This is a genomic window from Methanococcoides alaskense, from assembly GCF_027594145.1.
In the GTDB taxonomy this organism is placed as follows: Archaea; Halobacteriota; Methanosarcinia; order Methanosarcinales; family Methanosarcinaceae; genus Methanococcoides; species Methanococcoides alaskense.
On the sequence record NZ_JAQFFK010000002.1, the window covers coordinates 60,460 to 79,393 of the forward strand.

19 protein-coding genes and 1 pseudogene are annotated in these 18,934 nt (G+C 44.1%); 8 read left to right on the plus strand and 12 right to left on the minus strand.

All coding sequences use genetic code 11. The features are described from left to right. Window positions 1-4: 4 nt before the first annotated feature. Together PBV53_RS03610 and PBV53_RS03615 are read right to left on the minus strand one after the other, a co-directional pair. The gene (locus PBV53_RS03610) at window positions 5-1,699 is read right to left on the minus strand and encodes a preprotein translocase subunit SecD (protein WP_270095819.1); all 1,695 of its coding nucleotides are present in this window, start codon (window positions 1,697-1,699) and stop codon (window positions 5-7) included. Further along, complete coding sequence (locus PBV53_RS03615) at window positions 1,696-2,598, minus strand: protein translocase subunit SecF (RefSeq protein WP_270095820.1); 903 nt, start codon at window positions 2,596-2,598, stop codon at window positions 1,696-1,698. Before PBV53_RS03615 ends, PBV53_RS03610 begins: the two co-directional genes overlap by 4 nt. Window positions 2,599-2,704: 106 nt before the next feature. Here PBV53_RS03615 and PBV53_RS03620 point away from each other — a divergent pair, with 106 nt between their 5' ends. Beyond that, the gene (locus PBV53_RS03620) at window positions 2,705-3,160 is read left to right on the plus strand and encodes a deoxycytidylate deaminase (RefSeq protein WP_270095821.1); all 456 of its coding nucleotides are present in this window, start codon (window positions 2,705-2,707) and stop codon (window positions 3,158-3,160) included. On the opposite strand, the gene PBV53_RS03625 is transcribed toward PBV53_RS03620, so the two are convergent. Both PBV53_RS03625 and PBV53_RS03630 read right to left on the minus strand, forming a co-directional pair. Further along, entirely contained in the window at window positions 3,151-3,912 is a 762-nt protein-coding gene (locus tag PBV53_RS03625; protein ID WP_374708520.1) for a coenzyme F420-0:L-glutamate ligase, read from the minus strand. The two genes, PBV53_RS03620 and PBV53_RS03625, sit on opposite strands and share 10 nt — an antisense overlap. A gap of 257 nt (window positions 3,913-4,169) precedes the next feature. Next, window positions 4,170-5,375 carry a cofactor-independent phosphoglycerate mutase gene (locus PBV53_RS03630; protein ID WP_270095822.1) on the minus strand — a complete coding sequence of 402 codons (1,206 nt, stop codon included), beginning with the start codon at window positions 5,373-5,375 and terminating at the stop codon, window positions 4,170-4,172. Window positions 5,376-5,492: 117 nt separating this feature from the next. Between PBV53_RS03630 and PBV53_RS03635 the strand changes: the two genes are divergently transcribed. The 4 genes from PBV53_RS03635 (at window position 5,493) to PBV53_RS03650 (ending at window position 9,518) form a co-directional block, all read left to right on the plus strand. Further along, a complete protein-coding gene (locus PBV53_RS03635; protein WP_270095823.1) occupies window positions 5,493-6,698 on the plus strand; it encodes a copper resistance protein CopC in 1,206 nt (401 codons plus the stop codon). Between the two features lie 113 nt (window positions 6,699-6,811). Further along, a complete protein-coding gene (locus PBV53_RS03640) occupies window positions 6,812-8,221 on the plus strand; it encodes an aspartate kinase (RefSeq protein WP_270095824.1) in 1,410 nt (469 codons plus the stop codon). A gap of 13 nt (window positions 8,222-8,234) precedes the next feature. Then, a complete protein-coding gene (gene purM, locus PBV53_RS03645) occupies window positions 8,235-9,236 on the plus strand; it encodes a phosphoribosylformylglycinamidine cyclo-ligase (RefSeq protein ID WP_270095825.1) in 1,002 nt (333 codons plus the stop codon). 3 nt (window positions 9,237-9,239) lie between these two features. Then, complete coding sequence (locus PBV53_RS03650) at window positions 9,240-9,518, plus strand: DUF1894 domain-containing protein (RefSeq protein WP_270095826.1); 279 nt, start codon at window positions 9,240-9,242, stop codon at window positions 9,516-9,518. Here the strand turns inward: PBV53_RS03650 and PBV53_RS03655 are convergent, their stop codons facing one another. The 5 genes from PBV53_RS03655 to PBV53_RS03675 all read right to left on the minus strand — a co-directional run bounded on the left by PBV53_RS03655 (window position 9,519) and on the right by PBV53_RS03675 (window position 14,523). Continuing rightward, complete coding sequence (locus PBV53_RS03655) at window positions 9,519-10,082, minus strand: hypothetical protein (protein WP_270095827.1); 564 nt, start codon at window positions 10,080-10,082, stop codon at window positions 9,519-9,521. It abuts the gene before it with no gap. Window positions 10,083-10,180: 98 nt separating this feature from the next. Next, on the minus strand, window positions 10,181-11,509 hold the full coding sequence (glnA, locus tag PBV53_RS03660) for a type I glutamate--ammonia ligase (protein ID WP_270095828.1): 1,329 nt from the start codon (window positions 11,507-11,509) through the stop codon (window positions 10,181-10,183). A 302-nt stretch (window positions 11,510-11,811) separates the two neighbouring features. Further along, entirely contained in the window at window positions 11,812-12,540 is a 729-nt protein-coding gene (locus PBV53_RS03665) for an NAD(P)-binding domain-containing protein (RefSeq protein ID WP_270095829.1), read from the minus strand. Between the two features lie 183 nt (window positions 12,541-12,723). Beyond that, entirely contained in the window at window positions 12,724-13,974 is a 1,251-nt protein-coding gene (locus PBV53_RS03670) for a Glu/Leu/Phe/Val family dehydrogenase (protein ID WP_270095830.1), read from the minus strand. Window positions 13,975-14,262: 288 nt separating this feature from the next. After that, window positions 14,263-14,523 (minus strand): hypothetical protein, encoded by a 261-nt coding sequence (locus tag PBV53_RS03675; RefSeq protein WP_270095831.1) that lies wholly within the window; start codon window positions 14,521-14,523, stop codon window positions 14,263-14,265. A 409-nt stretch (window positions 14,524-14,932) separates the two neighbouring features. On the opposite strand from PBV53_RS03675, the gene PBV53_RS03680 reads away from it, so the two are divergent. After that, window positions 14,933-15,256 (plus strand): DUF167 domain-containing protein, encoded by a 324-nt coding sequence (locus tag PBV53_RS03680; RefSeq protein WP_270095832.1) that lies wholly within the window; start codon window positions 14,933-14,935, stop codon window positions 15,254-15,256. A gap of 65 nt (window positions 15,257-15,321) precedes the next feature. After that, window positions 15,322-15,945, plus strand: a complete 624-nt coding sequence (locus PBV53_RS03685; protein WP_270095833.1) for a YIP1 family protein — start codon at window positions 15,322-15,324, stop codon at window positions 15,943-15,945. Between the two features lie 74 nt (window positions 15,946-16,019). Here PBV53_RS03685 and PBV53_RS03690 read toward each other — a convergent pair whose 3' ends face one another. After that, window positions 16,020-17,159 carry a class II fructose-bisphosphate aldolase gene (locus PBV53_RS03690; protein ID WP_270095834.1) on the minus strand — a complete coding sequence of 380 codons (1,140 nt, stop codon included), beginning with the start codon at window positions 17,157-17,159 and terminating at the stop codon, window positions 16,020-16,022. A gap of 177 nt (window positions 17,160-17,336) precedes the next feature. On the opposite strand from PBV53_RS03690, the gene PBV53_RS03695 reads away from it, so the two are divergent. Then, a complete protein-coding gene (locus PBV53_RS03695; RefSeq protein ID WP_270095835.1) occupies window positions 17,337-17,513 on the plus strand; it encodes a hypothetical protein in 177 nt (58 codons plus the stop codon). Between the two features lie 56 nt (window positions 17,514-17,569). On the opposite strand, the gene PBV53_RS03700 is transcribed toward PBV53_RS03695, so the two are convergent. Continuing rightward, window positions 17,570-17,716 (minus strand): hypothetical protein, encoded by a 147-nt coding sequence (locus tag PBV53_RS03700; RefSeq protein WP_270095836.1) that lies wholly within the window; start codon window positions 17,714-17,716, stop codon window positions 17,570-17,572. Between the two features lie 177 nt (window positions 17,717-17,893). After that, window positions 17,894-18,934: pseudogene (locus tag PBV53_RS03705) on the minus strand (hydantoinase/oxoprolinase family protein); the annotation flags it as partial.

An 18,934-nucleotide genomic window follows, 5' to 3' on the forward strand; every position in this document is an offset into this window, starting at 1 on the left:
ACCATCACTCTGCTTTGTCAAGGACCACTTTGATCACTTTGCCATATACAGGTCTTGCAATAAGCACACCGATAAGCACACCAATTATTGTAGTGATGGCAAATCCCCTGAGAGCACCGAATCCCATGACCACCAGAGGTGACATAGCAATTGTCGTTGTCGCTGCAGCTGCAAATATAATAGCAAATGCCTTGGAGATCCTTTCCATGTAGACCTTGGTGGATGGAAGCTTGCCTTCATACAGAACTTCATCCGTGATGATCACAAGATGGTCGATACCCGTACCGATAGCCGCAATAATACCAGCTATTGCCGGAAGGTCAAGCTGCCAGTTAACAGCGCCAGCAAAACCAAGTATAATTATGACCTCACAGAGAGAAGTACCCACCATAGGCAACAGGATCTCTTTTTGATGGTATCTCCTGAACACCACTACAGCCACTGCCAACAATGCGAAAAGCCCTGCTAAAACCACCTGCCTCTTGAACTGATCACCTAATGCTGCATCCACCTGACCGGAGCCCATGAGCACGACATTAACAGGCAACGCACCTGCACGCAAATGTATCTGAAGCTGGTCTGCCTGAGTTTTACCATCCTCATCGGCACCCGTAGAAGCCTGCCAGGAATAGATAGGATGTTCGTCCAGTGCTGAAGCCGCGGAATAGCTCAATGGTGCACCATATACCTCATTGTCATCCAGGTACATGTAGAGCAGATGAGAATTAGGATCAGCGATAGCCCCGGTCTCAATGGCGATCTTCTGCAAAGCAAAAGCACCATCCTCATCGAGAGTGAAAGGAGTGTTCCAGTGACCATCCATCTGGGTAACAATACCCACTTTTTCTATAGAATCGCCATAAAGTACATGCACACTTTCATTTCCAGTGGTTTGCATGCGTATCTCGAACTTGCCTGGCTTCTCTACGATCTCCTTTGCCGTAGTAAGATCAGTACCTGCAAAATCGATCAGTATATACTCCTCGCCAACCGTACGCACAGGTATATCCTTAAGACCAAGGGAATTCAGCTTTTCACTAAGGATATCACGCGTCATGTCCCGGGTCTCTGTCCTGACACCTTCCCTGAATATCACATCCCCGCCACTTCCTGTAAGGACATTGCCTCCAACAGGGACCATCAATGTCTGTAATTCTTCCAGAGAGACAGCTGTACGGATCTCGTACTCAACACCATCCCCAACAAAAAGAGGAACAACCTCAGTATTGAGAGCCTTGGAAAGATATTGCATTATAAGGGTTTGTTTGTTAGTGGAAAGCACGATGCTACTTGTATCATCAGAAAATGAGATATCGGATGCCCCAAGACCCAAAAGGTCCATCTGGAGGCCAGAGACATATGTACTGGTCGTGAAAGTGACAGTATTGCCATCATTGGAATATCCCTCACCTTCATCCCCTGTAACACTTATGATCTCTATAGGAGCATCGATCGCAGACTCCACTATTTCGGTTACCAGCATTGAGATGTCGGCATCCAGTTGAGTAACGGCACCCTGCAACTTGATCTGTATCCATGAACCACCTTCAAGATCAAGACCATAATTAAGATCAGTGTTCAGACCCTCCTCAGCAGAGTAGCCCGGACCTATCATCACAACAGAGAGAACTACAGCCGCGATCAGTAACCAGACACGTATATCATTCTTCAATCCTTTCGGAACTTCCTCTTCCCTCATGTCCTTCTCCTCCTTGGAGTACTGCGGCGAACATGCCATCTCAGAATACCAGTGTTAAGTAGCCACGTATTCATCAGATCGGCAACCAGTCCAAATATAAGGACTATCGCAATGTCGGAAAGCAGATTTATCTGTGAAACAGAAGAGGTCACCAGATAAGAGAAGGTGGAAACAATATACATCACGACCAACGCAGCAAGCGTTGTAGTTGTCATGGTGATACCGGTATGCATCGCACGCCCGATGTTCTCATCAGGACTGCCCCTTCTCTTAAGGACACGAGTGGTCAGCAATATATCACTGTCTACCGAATAACCGATCAGCATCAACAGTGCTGCAACAGTTCCAAGGGACAGCTCGATCCCTACAAGGTTCATAAAACCAATAGCTATGGCAATATCTGAGAATGCGGAAAGCACCACAGCAAGTGATGGTACCGCCGTTCTGAAAATAAGGAACACAACAAGGGCCATACCTATGAACGAAAGACAAAGAGCTATCAAAGCCTGTGTCTGCAATTCCTTACCGTACAATGCACCTATCTGTTTTATCTCCACACTGCTATACTTGGAAGTTATTGCCTTCTCAATCTCAGACTGAGATTCGCCATCCATCGGGCCGAACTGTAGAATAGCACGGTCTCCGGTCTTACGGGCATCGACAATGGAATGAGCTGAATATGCAAGCTCAAGGGCTTCTGCAGATTCCTGCGTCTCAAAAGCGATCATCGTTCCGCCCTCAAATTCCATCCCAAGCTTCACCGGTGCTCCGGTCGTCGCAAATACGAACCCCGAAACTAAAAGGGAAAGCACCAACACTGCAAGTGGGATCGCGATCAATTTCTTATCATCGCAACTTCGTACAAAAGAGTCAAGATACTCTGTTAAAATGGCTGCCATTCTTAATGCTCCATTATTAAAAATATGTCACAATATAATAATCGTTACTATTCTCAGAATCATACACTACAACTTATATATACTACTTGCTATTTTCATTTAACACATGACTGAAAGACCTTCCATAGATGAATATTTCCTGGAGATAGCATCAGTTGTCTCAAAACGTTCCACCTGCCTGAGGAACAAGGTCGGTGCCGTCATCGTAAGGAACAAGAGAATTCTTTCGACCGGCTACAACGGCGCACCAAGCAATATGGAACATTGTCTTGATATCGGCTGCATAAGACAGCAGAACAATATCGCATCAGGAACCTGCCATGAGAAATGTAGGGCAGTACATGCGGAACAGAACGCCATCATACAGGCAGCCCTTCACGGAGTAGGCATAGGAGGCGCAACAGTTTACTGCACCCACCAGCCATGCATCCTTTGTGCAAAGATGATAATTAATTCCAATATAACCAAGGTAGTATACAGCACTCCATACCCTGACACCGACACGCAGGAATTCTTTAACGCAGCAGGTGTTGAAATGGTGTACATTCCATCTCAGGAATGACGAAGACACTTCAACCCTTTTCTAATAATATCCTCGCCTTCCCGGCGATACATTTCTTTTACGGACACATCATCGCTGCTATACAGATCAAAACCACGCACAATGACCACAGGGGTCCCACCTGCAGCCTCACCCATCAACAGGTTCGCAGCCGAAGCAACCTCATCAGCCACCGCTTCCTCGGTTATCTCAAGCACTTTCCCGAAAAGGTCCTTCTCACCCCGCCAGTTCTTGATAGGGTGAACACCATAGACACCCACCGCAACACCGGTCTGCCCGATCTTAAAGGATCGGCCATTCGTATCAGTGATAATTACGCTGACATCCTTGCCGCATAGCTCAGCAACATGCATTCCAATGGCCTTTGCAGACCCATCCGGATCATGCGGCATCTCCAGGAAATACTTATCATCCACATTGGAATCATCAATACCCGCATTTATACTTACATGACCGTTAAGGTTCTCAACAAGCAGTACCGGGAATTCAACGAGCTGTTCAACACTGTTGTCAAGCACTACTTGCACGAGCGCAGGATCGGTCCCACACTTTTTTGCCATTGCAACAGCACGTTCGGATGGAGTTATCGTATCTTTAAGGACCATTGCTGCCTCTGATTTTGCAACAATGGTAGATGCAATGACGACCACATCATGTGACTCAAGTTGTGTTCGCTCACATATCATAGCCGCAATATTGTCGCCTTCTTTGATAAGCGGTAGATCATCCACAGTAAAAAGTTCCATCTTCAAAATGATACCTCGATCAAGATTGTATCGAAAATAATAATAACATGGTAAATAATACTATCCACATAAACGGTATTGCGGCGATGATGAGAGTTACCCCGACCGAGCAAAATATGACGATAAACTCTGACTGATGCCGCAAACTATCATCGGTGGGTAAAAAGAGAGGAAGATAGATCACTCGATCATTATCTTCGTTTTTTCTTCAGCTTTTGTCTTTGGAAGCGTTATGGCCAATACACCATATTCCAACTTTGCTTTTAAGCCTGCTTTGCCCGTTCCATCATGAGCTGAACGAGGTCACAACCCCGCACAATTCCAAGAGAACCTTTTTTCATAGCATCCTCATCGAAAGTCTCCACATCATCGACCTCATCCTCAAGTGTGGAATACATCACGAAAGGAACCGGTTCTGAAGTGTGCGTCCTGAGAGCTATGGGGGTCGGATGGTCAGGAAGAACAACTATAGTGTAATCCTCATCACTTTCTCTTGCAGCACGAAGGACCGTACCCACTACATTCTCATCGAAATCTTCGACCGCCTGCAACTTAGCTTCAAGGTCGCCCATATGCCCAGCCTCATCCGGAGCTTCCACATGGACCACGACAAAATCCTTGTCCTTCAGGGATGCCATGGCAAATTCCGCTTTACCCACATAATTGGTATCAAGATATCCGGTAGCTCCGGGAACTTCAATCACATCGAGACCTGCATATATCCCAAGTCCCATTACAAGGTCCACCGCTGAAATTACCGAACCTGTAAGTCCGTAAAGCTCCTCGAACGTACGGAAGCTCGGTGCATACCCCTGCCCCCATAACCACAAGGAATTACCAGGATTCTTACCCTCTGATATCCTCTTCTCATTTATTGGATGAGCTTCCAGTATCGGGATGGAGTCCTCGATAAGCTTTCCAAGTACATCACTGCCATCCCCTTTGGGCATATGGTCATCCATATACCCATCGATAACGTCATGAGGAGGAGTACAATCCGCATTTGCCCCAAGGCCATTGGATGCAACAAGGAGATGACGGTAGCTGATACCCGGATAGAATTTCAATTCCTCACTTCCAAGCTCAGCATCCACAGCTTCGATAAGTTCCTTTGCTTCCTCACTTGTAATATGACCGGCACTGTGGTCTGCAATAAGGCCATCCTTGATAGTGATAAGATTACACCTGAAAGCCACATCTTTCGCACCTAAGGGGATGCCCATGCTTGCAGCTTCAAGGGGAGCACGTCCCGAATAATACAAAGCAGGGTCATAGCCCATAACAGACATGTTAGCAACATCGCTTCCCGGAGGATAACCCTCAGGAACATTTATCGCAAGCCCCGCAAGACCGTTCTTTGTCATCTGGTCCATATTAGGAGTGTTTGCTTTCTGTAGGACCGTCCTGCCACCAAGCAATTCCAGCGGATGATCGGCCATCCCATCACCAATGAGAATAATATATTTCAATTATACACCTCTTTTTCATAATAAAAACCAAAACGACCAAATGAATGTGTCGATAAAGATATAAACACTGTTACCTTTTTTAGCAATATTAAAGTATCTTCGTGAATGGTGAGGTTAATGAAATATATACATTTTGTAATCATAGGATTTTTTGCCATGCTGCTTGCAATAACCCCTGCAACAGCACTTGACTCGACCGAACCAATAATACACTACTCTGAAAGTGTGATAGATATTGGCACCAAACTTACATTTGACCAGGGATACACCCTGCATATATCAGATATCAACGAGAACAATGGAGATATCTGGGTAGAGGTATTGCGTGATGGAAAGGTTGTCAAAGAGGGAGATGGGGCCGGACAAGAAGATGACCCTTTCGAATACATATTGACAGTTGAAGCAGAAGATGCTGATGAAGAGGACAAGGAATACCTTGTGTTCCGGGTCACGCCAAAGGATGTCGTTTCCAAGGACCCTGCCTCTGCAAAGATAAGGATAGAGCAGTTCCACAACCCTGAAGAGGACCTCAATGACCTTTTGATATATGACGATTCAAGGTCTGTCAATGTAGGAGAAGAACTAGATCTGGAAGAAGGATTCTCACTAAAAGCATCCAACTATGACGACGAGGAAGAGACCATCACCATAACACTGGAAAAGAACGGTCACCTCGTCAAAGAGATGAATGATATGGAAAAAGGCGAGATATTCAGCCATTACAAGACAGTTAACGGAGAGATAACAACAATTGTAATTGCGAACATATATGAGTTCTTTGATAGCAGCGAAACTATCGTTTTCCTGAAAGAGGTTTCACAAAGAGAAGATGTCATAATAGAAAGTAATGTGGAAATAACGATAGAAGGCCTTGCCGGAGATGTGATAAGGGAAAACGAACGCGCTATAATCCACTATGAACTTGACAATGATGCATCCGAAATAAAGGTATATGTGGATGATGACCGGATAGATACTCGCAAAGAAGTGGATGAAGGAAAATACGCATCGATCACAGACAAAATGGATACAGGAACATATGAGGTCACAGTAACCATTGTTTCTGAAGATGGGTCCGTATATTCAGAGGATAGCTCATTCACTGTCGAGAAGAGCAACTCAATAAAAGAGACGAGCTTAGACGTAGAGAACACGACTAAACTCAATGAAGTGATAGAAGACACCGAGAATGTAACTGATGCTGTATCAGAGGTAATTTCAGACTCTACCGATGATGTAAAAGGATCAAGCGTTTTCAGCTATGTAGTTGTTGCAATACTGATCGCACTTACTGCATTCTTCTTAAAAAGGGAATTCAGCTGATTCCCTTTTTTATCTTGGCAACAATGCCAGGATACTCGTTCATAATCTTTATATTACACTGCTGTCCTTATAGCCACATTCAAATCAAGCTCAATTTACAAATGTGATCATCTATGAGATATGTAATGAAATTCGGCGGAACATCCATTGCAGATGGAAAGAAGATACGCCATGTTGCACAACTTTTGATAAGCTATAAAGAGGAAGACAACCAGGTCGTAGCTATCACTTCAGCACTCGGCAGTGTTACTGATGGGCTTCTTACAAACGCAGCGGAAGCATCACAAAAAGGCAAGGTCTCCCAGGTAAAGGAGTTCATGACAGACCTTGCAAAGAAGCACTATGATGCGATCAGTGATGCCATCGATAATGAAAGGATCGCGGACGAGGTCATTGAGACCATCGACATCCGCATCGATGAACTCGAAAAGGCCCTTATAGGCATCTGTTACCTTGGAGAACTGACCCCGCGTTCCATAGATTATATCTCATCCTACGGAGAACGTCTGGCAGTCCCCATAATCAGTGGTTCGATACGTTCCCTGGGCACAGATTCAAAACCATTTACCGGCGGAGAGGCAGGTATCAACACTACAGAGGACTACGGAAACGCCAGACCCCTGCAAAAAAGCTATGCACAGATAAGGAGAACCATAGGACCTCTTGTGGAAAATTCAATTCCGGTCGTCACAGGATTCATTGCAGAGGACGAGAATGGCATCATAACCACTCTCGGACGCGGAGGTTCCGATTTTACTGCATCCCTTGTCGGCGCTGCGGTCCAGGCAGATGAGATATGGTTATGGAAAGAGGTTCACGGCATCATGACCACTGACCCTAAAATAGTACCGGAAGCATCCACGATATCACAGATATCATACATCGAAGCAATGGAACTATCATATTTCGGTGCCAAGGTGCTTCATCCAAGAGCCATAGAGCCTGCCATCAGCCATGGCATACCGGTACGTGTAAAGAACACGTTTGACACACAATTCCCCGGAACCCTCATCGTTGCAGACCAGAATTGCAGTGAAGAAGTAGCAAAAGCAGTGACACTGATTAGAAAGGTAGCAGCCATCAACATATGCGGTGCAGGCATGGTAGGTACCATTGGTACTGCTGCAAAGATCTTTTCCACCCTTGCCAACGCCGGAGTTAACATCATCATGATCAGCCAGAGCTCATCTGAAGCGAACATGTCACTCATAGTTGAGCAGGCCCACCTGAAAAGGGCCATTAAAGCTCTGGAGCATGCATTCAATGAAGGTGTTGTCGGAGAGGTTGCATACGATGAAGATGTCTGTGTGGTCGCTGTGGTAGGTGCTGGAATGGACGGCAGCCCAGGAGTTGCAGGGAAGATCTTTGGTGCTCTCGGAAAAGAAAAGATCAACGTAATTATGATAAGCCAGGGTTCGTCCCAGCATAACATTTCATTTGTAGTAAAGGAAGAAGATGCAGAAGAAGCCGTGAGAGTTCTGCATCGTGACTTCGGTCTCGGAAAAAAGAACGGATGCAACTAAAAGAGGGAATTAAATGAACGAGAAACATCTTACATATGCAGATTCTGGTGTCGACATCGAGAAAGAGGAATCGACAATTAAGGCACTTACAAATGGAATGACCTACAAACGCGAAGGTCTCGGTGCCCCTCTTACAAGCATCGGTCACTACGCAGGACTTATCGATTTCGGCGAATATGCACTTGCAATGGCAACCGATGGCGTCGGTTCAAAAGTGCTTATAGCAAATGAGATGAAGCGCTGGAACACTGTAGGCATCGATTGTATCGCAATGAACGTCAACGACCTTCTTGCAATCGGCGCAGAACCCATCAGTTTTGTCGATTATCTTGCCCTTGAGAAACACTCTGATGACTTTGCAAGCCAGATAGGAGAAGGACTTGTCAAAGGCGCTGAGATCTCAAGAATGAGCATCGTAGGCGGCGAAACTGCAACCCTGCCGGAGATCGTGAACGGTTTCGATCTCGCAGGCACATGTCTTGGAATGGTCAAGAAGGATGAAGTGATCACCGGAGAAAAAGTTCAGCTTGGAGATGTACTTGTGGGAATTCCCAGTGATGGTGTTCACAGCAACGGCTATACCCTTGTGAGAAATATAGTCAAGGAATCAAGACATTCCTACCACGAGGATTTCTCTTACGCCACAGAGACCACATTAGGGGACGAGCTCCTTATCCCAACCCGCATTTACATGGAAGTCCTTGATGTGATAAAGGAATGTGACGTTCACGGACTCGCACACATCACAGGAAGCGGACTATTGAAACTTAAAAGGGTAACAGACCTTGGTTTTGACTTCACTGACCCCATAGAGCCAGGAAATATATTCAAGTTCCTGCAGGAAGAAGGCAATGTGGATGAACTTGAGATGTACCGCACATTCAACATGGGAATGGGATTCCTCATTATCTTACCTGAAGAAGATGCTGAAAAGGCTGCAGAGATGACAGGTGGAAAGATAGTCGGAAAGATAGTTGAAAGCGGCATTCGTGTACGCGACCTTCAGATAGTGTGAAATATGTCCTGTATAAACGATATCCCCTATGAGATCCTCCTCAAAGGAGCCACACCTAAGGAATGTGAAGACTTCATCAAGAAAGAATGTGATGAGGTCTATCACGTCAAAGGCGGCTACAAATTACATGGGATCATGCTCCGCGGAGGAGACTCCATACCCATCGGAATAAAAGGAGACGACCTGATATTCCAGTTCATAAAACCATGTAGCGGCCTATACATTCTCAGATATCCTGACGCAAAGGAAGATATCGAACAGCTACGCAATAGCCAGAAATAATCATATCTTCGATCGTTTTGCTTTTTCACTGATATATTTGAGGAATGCTGACGAAGGGAACTCATGGATGGTCGTGGCTATTACCAGCCCATCCCCTATTTCCTTTACTACCAGCACCGCATTTCCTTCACTGTTCTCTATTATGACCCTCCCATCGGTCTCTGAATAATAACCATCACATTCCACATTATCCTGAACATCTGCAATACAGGATACCTCGTGGGATGACACCTGCACCAGCCCGACCTCCCCGTGCTTTTCTATATAGGTAAGTCTCATGGGCAGCCAATCGTGCACATATTCAGGCATAAGTGCACCGAACACCACAAGAATACCGCCGGAGCGAACAAATCTCTCAAAGGACCTGGCATTATTCTCTATACCCGGACATATCTTAGTGTATGCAGGATTTGCAAATCCTGTAGGTATGACCACACACTTACAGGGAGGAAGAAAAGGGGTTCCGACTGAAGTCGAAAGAACACGCTGACATTTAAGACCGTTCTCTGTAAAGAGCTTCTCAAAAAGTAAAGGGTTATCCCAAAGTAGCATCACATCTGTCATGAAAAGAACTTATCATGAATCGATTTAACATTTATGGAACTTTGAACTAGAACAAATAAACAAGCGAAGAAAAAAAGGAGAAGTGAGAGTATGAACTCTCACACTGTATTGAGATATCTTTCGATCTCCCAAGGATGTACCTGAATGCGATAGGAATCCCATTCAGCCTTTGCGAGACTCAAGACACTATTGATCACATGAGTACCGAGTGCTTCTATTAAGAGCTCATCTTCTGCCAGATACTTTACAGAATCATTAAGTGTTGATGGAAGGGTTTCGATACCAAAGTCCTTGAGACCTTTATCAGTGAGCTCAAAGATGTTCTCTTCTCTGTTATCCCCAGGATCGATCTTGTTCCTTATACCATCAAGACCTGCTGCAAGAACGGCAGCGAAAGTGATGTAAGGGTTGCATGATGGGTCAGGGCTTCTAAGCTCTACACGAGTACCCTTGCCCCTTGCCGCAGGGATACGGATAAGAGAGCTTCTGTTGGCACCAGACCATGCGATGTAGACCGGAGCTTCATAACCCGGAACAAGGCGCTTGTAGGAGTTTACAAGTGGATTGGAAATTGCGGTTATAGCTTTTACGTGTTTGAGAAGACCACCGATAAAGTAGCGTGCTTCATCACTTATCTGCATATCACCATCAGCATCATAGAATATATTCTCGCCATTCTTTGAAAGGGAGAGGTTTACATGCATACCGGAGCCGTTCTCACCAAATATCGGTTTTGGCATGAAAGTTGCGTGCAATCCGTTGAGCTTCGCGATGGTACGGGTAACATACTTGAAGGTCGTTACGTTGTCAGCGGTCGTAAGGGCATCGCCATACTTGAAATCGATCTCATGCTGACCAAATGCAACTTCGTGGTGTGAAGCTTCGATATCAAATCCAAGGTCCATGAGAGTTAATACGATATCACGGCGGATATCCTCTGCAAGGTCTGCCGGTGCAAACTCGAAATACCTGCCAAAGTCATGAGGAATAGTTGTTGCTTTTCCATCCTGTTTTTCGAAAAGGAAGAACTCGAGTTCAGGGCCCACATTCAGTGAGAATCCCATCTCTTCCGCCTCTTTGATGACCTTTTTGAGTGCGTAACGGGGATCCCCTTCAAAAGGAGTTCCGTCAGGAAGATGGATATCACATATCATCCTTGCAACGACACCCTTCTTCTGGTTCCATGGAAGGATGGCAAAGGAAGAAGCATCCGGTTTTAGAACCATATCAGACTCATTGATACGAACAAACCCTTCAATAGAAGAACCATCGAAGGATATCCCTACACTAAGAGCCTTTTCGATCTGTGTTACAGGAATTTCCACGTCTTTCACGACACCCTGAATGTCCGTGAACTGTAACCTTATGAACTTAACATTGTTACTCTCAATTGCTTTGAGAACATCTTCTTTAGTATTGATATTCATTGCATCACCCACATCATGGATCGTTTTATGCTGTTTTGATATAGAGTATAATAAGATATTATGCTCTAAAACTTGCCTTTCTATATATATTCTTTTGGTAGAAGAGTAGAAATGATAAGAAAAAGGGGAACTGAGGATTCTCTTTGAGGGGACGGAATATTTTCGTTTTTATGAATCCAGTATCAATTTTGACGGTTGGAACCCTTCAGTTGCCCTTTATCAGATGATATTTGATATTGTAAGGGATGAGATATATAATCATTGGTGATCAATATTCATGCCGATACAATCTCTTTTTTTATTTAAACAAATCTAATGCCAACATCATGCATCTTGTTGCGTATGGCGATATTGATCACCAATGGTGTCAAAGATTCGACCATTCCGGAAGTCTCAAGTGGACCGATATCTAAAGGTCGCATGTTAGAGATATCATTTACAAGTCCGAACACTATTTTCTTTGAATGCATGCAGTTGCCACATACTGCAATATCATAATCAAGTTCGACATCAAGGTCTGCAAGTTTCTTTGCAGGAACGTTGTGGAACGCGGATACAACTTCAATATCAGCTGGCAAAAGTTTTTCTATCTCTGCTGCAGCACTGCCAGCTGCGGGAGTCGTGTAACAGAAGTAATCAGCATTATACTCGGACTTGGAAGCATCGATAGTAATGTGTCCATTAACGGTTGGATCAGGCTGTATGTAACAGCGGTCCTTTTCCATAGGAACTACAACTGAAACTACGATCTGGTCCTTGAGGACAGGTGTTATGAGCTCGATGATAGAAGGAACCTGTTCATAACGAACTGCAATGATTATCACATCTGCAACTTCTGCGGCGGACTTGTTGTCCATACCTTCGATCTTGGAATCAAAACCCCTTTCATTCAGGATACGAGTATATTCTTCTGCGACTGTAATAGCTTTCTCAGAATTTCTGGAACCTATTACCACATCATGCATCTTACCCCAGCGCAGGGCAAAGCCTTTACCAATATTGCCAGTTCCACCAAGGATTGCGATCTTCATAATGACCTCTAATCTCCCAAGTTAGTTATATCTTTTTTGATAAGTAGAATGCGATATCCAATGACGAACATTTAGAATTATTGAATATAATGCAAATGTTTTAGGACATCACAGGTTAAAAAAGGGAGAAGATCACCCCCTCCCTTCAAACCAAGAGTTATTTTTCGAAAATATCTACAATGCTTAGTATAACCATCCGCGGTCTGACATTGCTTCAACTACACGGTTGACAGCTACGACATATGCTGCGGTTCTCATGTTGACATTGTATTGCTTGGAAGCTTCGAGAACAGAGTGGTATGCGTTGGTCATCTTTGCGTCAAGTCTGTTGTGGACCCTCTCTATACTCCAGCGGTACATGTAGAAGTTCTGCACCATCTCGAAGTAAGATACTGTCACGCCGCCACCATTACAGAGGAAGTCAGGAATGAGGTGTACGCCTTTCTGAAAGAGCATCTCATCTGCTTCTGGGGTGGTTGGACCATTTGCAAGTTCTGCAACGATCTTTGCTTTGATCATGTCTGCATTATCGTGTGTGATGACGTGCTCAAGAGCTGCTGGGATAAGTATATCGACATCAAGCTCAAGGATGTCTTCGTTGGAGATAGGTTCTGTGCCTGCGAGACCAATAACTGAACCGGTTGCCTTCTTGTGCTCCTGTGCTGCTTCTGCGCTGATACCGTTCATGTTGACAGCACCACCGCGGCTGTCACTTACAGCGACGACCTTGCATCCGAAGAGCTCTTCACAGAGAGTTCCAGCGAAATAACCTGCATTACCGTATCCCTGAATTGCGACAGTTGCGTCCTTAAGTTCAAGACCGATCTCTGCTGCTGCTTCACGGACTGCGTAAAGACCACCACGTGCTGTAGCGTCGCCACGACCGAGGGAACCACCAATGCTGAGTGGCTTACCGGTGATGACACCAGACTGGTTCTTGCCAGAGAACTTGGAGAACTCGTCCATCATCCATGCCATCATCTGTGGGTTGGTGTAGACATCAGGAGCAGGTACATCCTTGTCAGGACCTACGATCATTGAGATGCTTGAAATGTACTTCCTTGAAAGGCGCTCAAGTTCACCCTGGGACATTTCCTTAGGGTTGCAGATAACTCCACCCTTACCTCCACCGAGGGGGATGTCCATAACTGCACATTTCCATGTCATCCATGCTGCAAGTGCCTTGACAGTGTCAACGGTCTCGTCTGGGTGGAAGCGGATACCACCTTTTGTTGGACCTTTTGCATCATTGTACTGTACCCTGAATCCCTGGAAGACCTTGATACTTCCATCGTCCATGCGGATAGGAAGGGACACATGCATTTCCCTCATTGGGTTCTTCAGGATATCATGAATGCCCTCATCGAGCTCAAGGATATCTGCACACTTCTGTAACTGCTTTCTTGCATTCTCAAATGGGTTTTGTTCTGCCATTATTTTACCTCACGTTTAGTTTTTTAAATTGTAATAGGTACATATAAAAAAACTTATGCAACCCTAATCTTTTTTATTAATATATAGTCATTTTTGCCACCAAGACTGTAACCATTACATCCCGTAGCTTGACAAGGATACTTATTACCGCTATCTCATATAAATAGATTGCGTTATAGCAAGCATATAAATAAATAAAAAAAGAGAGGAAAACATCCTATAGCGCTTTATTTTAATAGTCATGTCTTGGAATTACCACCAATTCATCTGAACAGGGCATCCTTTCCCCTACCTTCCAATTACCGGCCTTACATCATAGCCAACATCAAAGGATCCCACAGTGAAAAAACGAGTGTCCAGAACTCCACAACTTGCACCGACACGCCCATCCCTTCGCTGCCCCACAGAACCGGGATCCACTATCCTGACAACCCAAACCCCCAGGCACAGCCGGTCATGAGGAATGGAAAACATCGAATCCAGAGCTTCAAGATCACTGCGCGTATCAGAAAAAAGAAGTAGTTCCAGAAAGGAAATGAAAGCTAACACATAATATAACAGCTATTTGAAGCCTTTTTGCAAACCATTTTGCGTAATACCATACGACCAGAGTACGATGACAAAAGAACAACACGTCAATTACCACCCATTGAAATGGGTGGTCTCCTTGCACCAACTATTATGAAAATTAAACACAGACAAAACGTTATCTTTATATCATCCTACCATGTACTGTACTCTGGCGCATTGTAAGGTCCTTGCATGAGAATATGGCAGAGCCTTTCTGTGATTGTATAGACAACCTCAATGCGGCACATACGATAATGCAATATAAGCCTGACACGAGGGAAACCGGAAGGGACAGCGGGAATCCCAATAGGATGAACTTTCGGAGTTAGTGGGCCAGGTTACAGCATTATCGACATTTTCTAAATACACCTATCGAAGAGTTCTTACTATGGACACATCTTTTGAAAAAGCTATTAAAGAAACAAAAGATGGTATCGCCATCGATCTGGAAGTTACCCCTGGGTCAAAGAAAGCCTGTTTTCCTGCAGGTTACAACCAGTGGCGGGAACGTATAGAGATCAAACTTACATCCGCAGCACAGAAAGGGAAGGCTAACGGACAGCTTATAGAGATCGTGGCAGACTTTTTTAACATCAGTTCAAGGGATATTATGATCGTATCCGGTGCAAAGAACTCAAAGAAGACAATAGTCATAAGTGGACCTGATCACAGAAAAGTGGTTTTAGCACTTGATATTGTCTTGATGAAATAGTAGATACTTCTGCCGATAAACAGAAACCATTAAAGATATATATTATTGTCTGCACATAAATAGCAATGACACTGACACAAATTCTTAAAGATTCGAATAGTTTTTTTGAAGAGAAGATAAATACCGAAATTGAATTTAAAACTCCCATTCTTGTAATGCTATTTATCGGAGCATTAGCTGCCATAAGTGCCATTATCACAACCCAACAGATCATGAGTGTCATACCAGAAGAACTTGCAGTTCTGGGAAGTGTTGGCATTGTATTCGGAGCCATAGCAGCAGTCGCTGGCACACTGATAGGATGGGTAATATACACAGCAATATTCTACATCTTATCGTCATTCCTTGGAGGACAAGGGGACTTTAAAAGAACACTTGAATTCGTTGCATACGGATTTATACCAACCATTGTTAGCAGCTTACTAACTATTTATGTAATGTCAAGCGTTATTTCAATGGCAGATATGATCACACAAGACCCCGCTAACATAAAGGGGACCCTTCTTGCAGACCCAACCATACAAATGATTACCATAATAGGAATTATCATCAATCTGTGGAGTGCTAACATCTGGAGATATGGCCTTGTTCATGCAAGGAACATGACCATAAAGAACGCAACAATAGCAGTTATGATCCCCATCGGAATATCAATATTATTCAGCATAAAAAGCCTTATTGGGCTGTAAGTAAAAAAACCGATAATTAAGAATTATCGAATAATAGAAAAGTATTGAACTATTTTAAAAAAATAAGAGGGGGATCATGCCATATGATCCCTGACTGCCTGAGCAGTACCCTCACCATTGAAGGCCTTGATGAAAAGAAGGGTCTCAACATAGCACATTGCATCAATTGCTTCCAGCGTATCCTCGCTCACTGAATAGATCCTATCAAAGAACTCTTTGATAGCAAATTTACTGAACTTGCCAAATAGCTCATTGTCGTTCTTTTCCGGAGCCTTTTCCTGATAATTTGCAATTGTCCAATCCCAGATATCCTTGTAGAGTTTCGGTTCATAGACCTTGAAAATATCCCAGACGATGTTCTGGTAGAAGGTTGCTACATTGCCCTTTACAATATCGCCATGAGGGAAATGATTGTGGATAAGGTCACGTGGGGTACCAGTGATACCATGCTGTGCGATCCTTACATCAAGATCGTTGTCCTTCAGTGCCTGTGCTACTGCAATGGTCTGCTCTATATCTACAGATACCTGTTCGATGAGGTTACCATTGGTATCATAAGTGTTCCCATGAGCACTACCGTTAGCAATTGCCAGGAAGTGAGGATAAACACCGTTCTCGTTCAATGCCTTGATGAAAGTAGCAGCTTCCTCCGGCTGGGTCAGAACCCTGCCATTCTCATCTTCCCTTCCGATCTCGCCGACCTCGACCTCAAGACCATATTCCTTATCGCCCATACCCTCTTTGATGTGGAGCCCGATCTTTGTTGTTGCATCGATATTGTTCGCAAGTTCTTCACGTAGATTGCCACCCTGGAAATTGAACAAATGGGATGCGTCAATGGCAAAGGAAGTGTAACCAGCCGCTATCTGTGCATCCACAAGCTTTTTCGTCTCCTCGATATCTTCATCAGTACCCTTCTTGATTCCGATATGATCCGCATGCAATGCCCACATATCGAACTCAAGCTCTTTTGCGGCATCTCTTGTTATCTTGGAGATCGCAGCAGGGGTCAGACCTGCATAGCCACCTTCCAGATTGCACTCAGATCTTGCCAGCTCAAGAATAAGCGGCGCATCCATTTCTTTTGCTGCTCGCATGATGCCTTTTGTCACAAGGGCGATACGAGGATTTGCAGTCATAATTATCGTGTTCTTATCAAGCAGGCTCTTAAACATAAATGAGCTTGGTATCGGTTCAAAACTGTTATTGGTCATGGGATTATCCTCAAAAGTTCATTTAACGTATTTTTGTTATTAGATGTATCTTTCAATTATAATCATTTCTATAGACAAAATGAAACAATGCACATCAATGCTCAGAAAAGGACAAAACCACAAACTCTAAATATTTAACTCCTAATCCATTAGAGTAAGAAATACGGAGGAAGGAAAATGGAAATGGCCGAACTATTGAAGCTGGAAAATAATCTTACAGATATGGGTACAAATGAACTGTATACCTATGCGACCGAAAAATATCCGGAAGTTCTGAACATGGGGCTGGGGAAGAAGAAATTGGTGGTTCGGAGAATACTGAACCATGAAAGGAACAAGATGAACGAAGAATAAACTGCAGAGTAAACCTTACATTCCTTTTAACTTTTTTATATCAATATATTGTACGGTCAGAGGCCGAACATTGTCAGAAGGAATTTTGATATTACAAACTCGTATATCAAGATAAACAGTACACTGATAACTATCAGGGCCACCAGTCCAACCGAAGTACAGGTGATCCTTTCCATACATTCTTGCGAACAACAGAGTTTCATTAGCATTACACCCCCATATTATGCTAAAGACATTACAATTTTAAAGAAAGAGTTGAAACTACATCAACGTTTGTGTGAGGAAAGCATTTCCACTTTGTAGATAAGGAAGGTCAACAAAGACCAGATCATCATATCAGAAAAAAAAGAAAAGGAAGAGAAGAACATTCAGAATGCCTTTTAGCATCTCTCTTCAACCAGACTTGTACTAACACCCATCACACGAATACGTGTTTCAAGAGGATGCGACCATCCATCAGGGATGATCTCCTGTTTCTCTACATCCACACTCACATGCTCGGAATCCATACCTGCATCCATCATATACTGCATAATGGTCTCCCTCCCGGTCTTCGAAGCGTACTCAAGTGCTTCTTCATATTCATAGAAGCTCTCTCGTCCTTTCTCGGAAAAGACATAGAACTCCCAGTCAGGTGCTGCCATTGATGCAGGTCTCACAAGGAAATCCACTCTGCGAATACCTTTTGCTGCCAATGCACCGGTAGCATTCCCCACATTTGAATATTCAGGCACGATGATCTTTGCATCCAATATTGACTGCAGGTCCTCAAGGTATGCGATCACAGGGCCACCTATGAGCACGACCGGAATATCCACCTTGAATTTCGTAGGGGATTCTATATCGAATATCTTACGTATCTCCGTCTTGGAAATTCCTTCAAGGAAGAAGGACATAAGATCAGATGCCATGTTCTTTGCAAATTCCTGCTTTACAAATGATGCAAACTCAAAAGCATCACGTTTGCACAATGAACCAAGGTATTTGGCACCGATCTCAGAAGCTTCGACGGTATGTTCAGTATAGTCCCTAAGAACATGAAGTGCATCAGTGGGAGTGAAACCTATTGTCTGTATCAGACGTTTCTGCAAAAGCGAATCCAGGTGCTTTGACGAAGGATATTTCTTCATCCTGCTATGCAACTCCCTTATGGAAGTCGGCTCATCGGAGATAAATCTGAAAACCTCCATTTCCTGTGAGCTTATGTCTATGGGATCATAGCCAGTCCTGATGTAAAATTTGGTGGGCTGGAAGTTTATCCCAAGTAGACCCCTGGAAGGCATTGGATTTGCCCTGAGCTGGTCCAGAAAGCCAGGATAGAGGTCGGCTGCACGGCAGAGAGGAATTACCCTGCGAGGACCGATATTGACGTGATTGTCCTTTACCCAGATATCACTGTCCCCACCCATTGCAGAGGTCTC

Bases quoted from the DNA above. Each gene is read 5' to 3' on its own strand.
- PBV53_RS03610 (WP_270095819.1), bottom strand. From the start codon at position 1,699: ATGAGGGAAGAGGAAGTTCCGAAAGGATTGAAGAATGATATACGTGTC.
- PBV53_RS03615 (WP_270095820.1), bottom strand. From the start codon at position 2,598: ATGGCAGCCATTTTAACAGAGTATCTTGACTCTTTTGTACGAAGTTGC.
- PBV53_RS03620 (WP_270095821.1), top strand. From the start codon at position 2,705: ATGACTGAAAGACCTTCCATAGATGAATATTTCCTGGAGATAGCATCA.
- PBV53_RS03635 (WP_270095823.1), top strand. From the start codon at position 5,493: ATGAAATATATACATTTTGTAATCATAGGATTTTTTGCCATGCTGCTT.
- PBV53_RS03640 (WP_270095824.1), top strand. From the start codon at position 6,812: ATGAGATATGTAATGAAATTCGGCGGAACATCCATTGCAGATGGAAAG.
- purM (WP_270095825.1), top strand. From the start codon at position 8,235: ATGAACGAGAAACATCTTACATATGCAGATTCTGGTGTCGACATCGAG.
- PBV53_RS03650 (WP_270095826.1), top strand. From the start codon at position 9,240: ATGTCCTGTATAAACGATATCCCCTATGAGATCCTCCTCAAAGGAGCC.
- PBV53_RS03655 (WP_270095827.1), bottom strand. From the start codon at position 10,082: ATGACAGATGTGATGCTACTTTGGGATAACCCTTTACTTTTTGAGAAG.
- glnA (WP_270095828.1), bottom strand. From the start codon at position 11,509: ATGAATATCAATACTAAAGAAGATGTTCTCAAAGCAATTGAGAGTAAC.
- PBV53_RS03665 (WP_270095829.1), bottom strand. From the start codon at position 12,540: ATGAAGATCGCAATCCTTGGTGGAACTGGCAATATTGGTAAAGGCTTT.
- PBV53_RS03670 (WP_270095830.1), bottom strand. From the start codon at position 13,974: ATGGCAGAACAAAACCCATTTGAGAATGCAAGAAAGCAGTTACAGAAG.
- PBV53_RS03680 (WP_270095832.1), top strand. From the start codon at position 14,933: ATGGACACATCTTTTGAAAAAGCTATTAAAGAAACAAAAGATGGTATC.
- PBV53_RS03685 (WP_270095833.1), top strand. From the start codon at position 15,322: ATGACACTGACACAAATTCTTAAAGATTCGAATAGTTTTTTTGAAGAG.
- PBV53_RS03690 (WP_270095834.1), bottom strand. From the start codon at position 17,159: ATGACCAATAACAGTTTTGAACCGATACCAAGCTCATTTATGTTTAAG.
- PBV53_RS03695 (WP_270095835.1), top strand. From the start codon at position 17,337: ATGGAAATGGCCGAACTATTGAAGCTGGAAAATAATCTTACAGATATG.
- PBV53_RS03700 (WP_270095836.1), bottom strand. From the start codon at position 17,716: ATGAAACTCTGTTGTTCGCAAGAATGTATGGAAAGGATCACCTGTACT.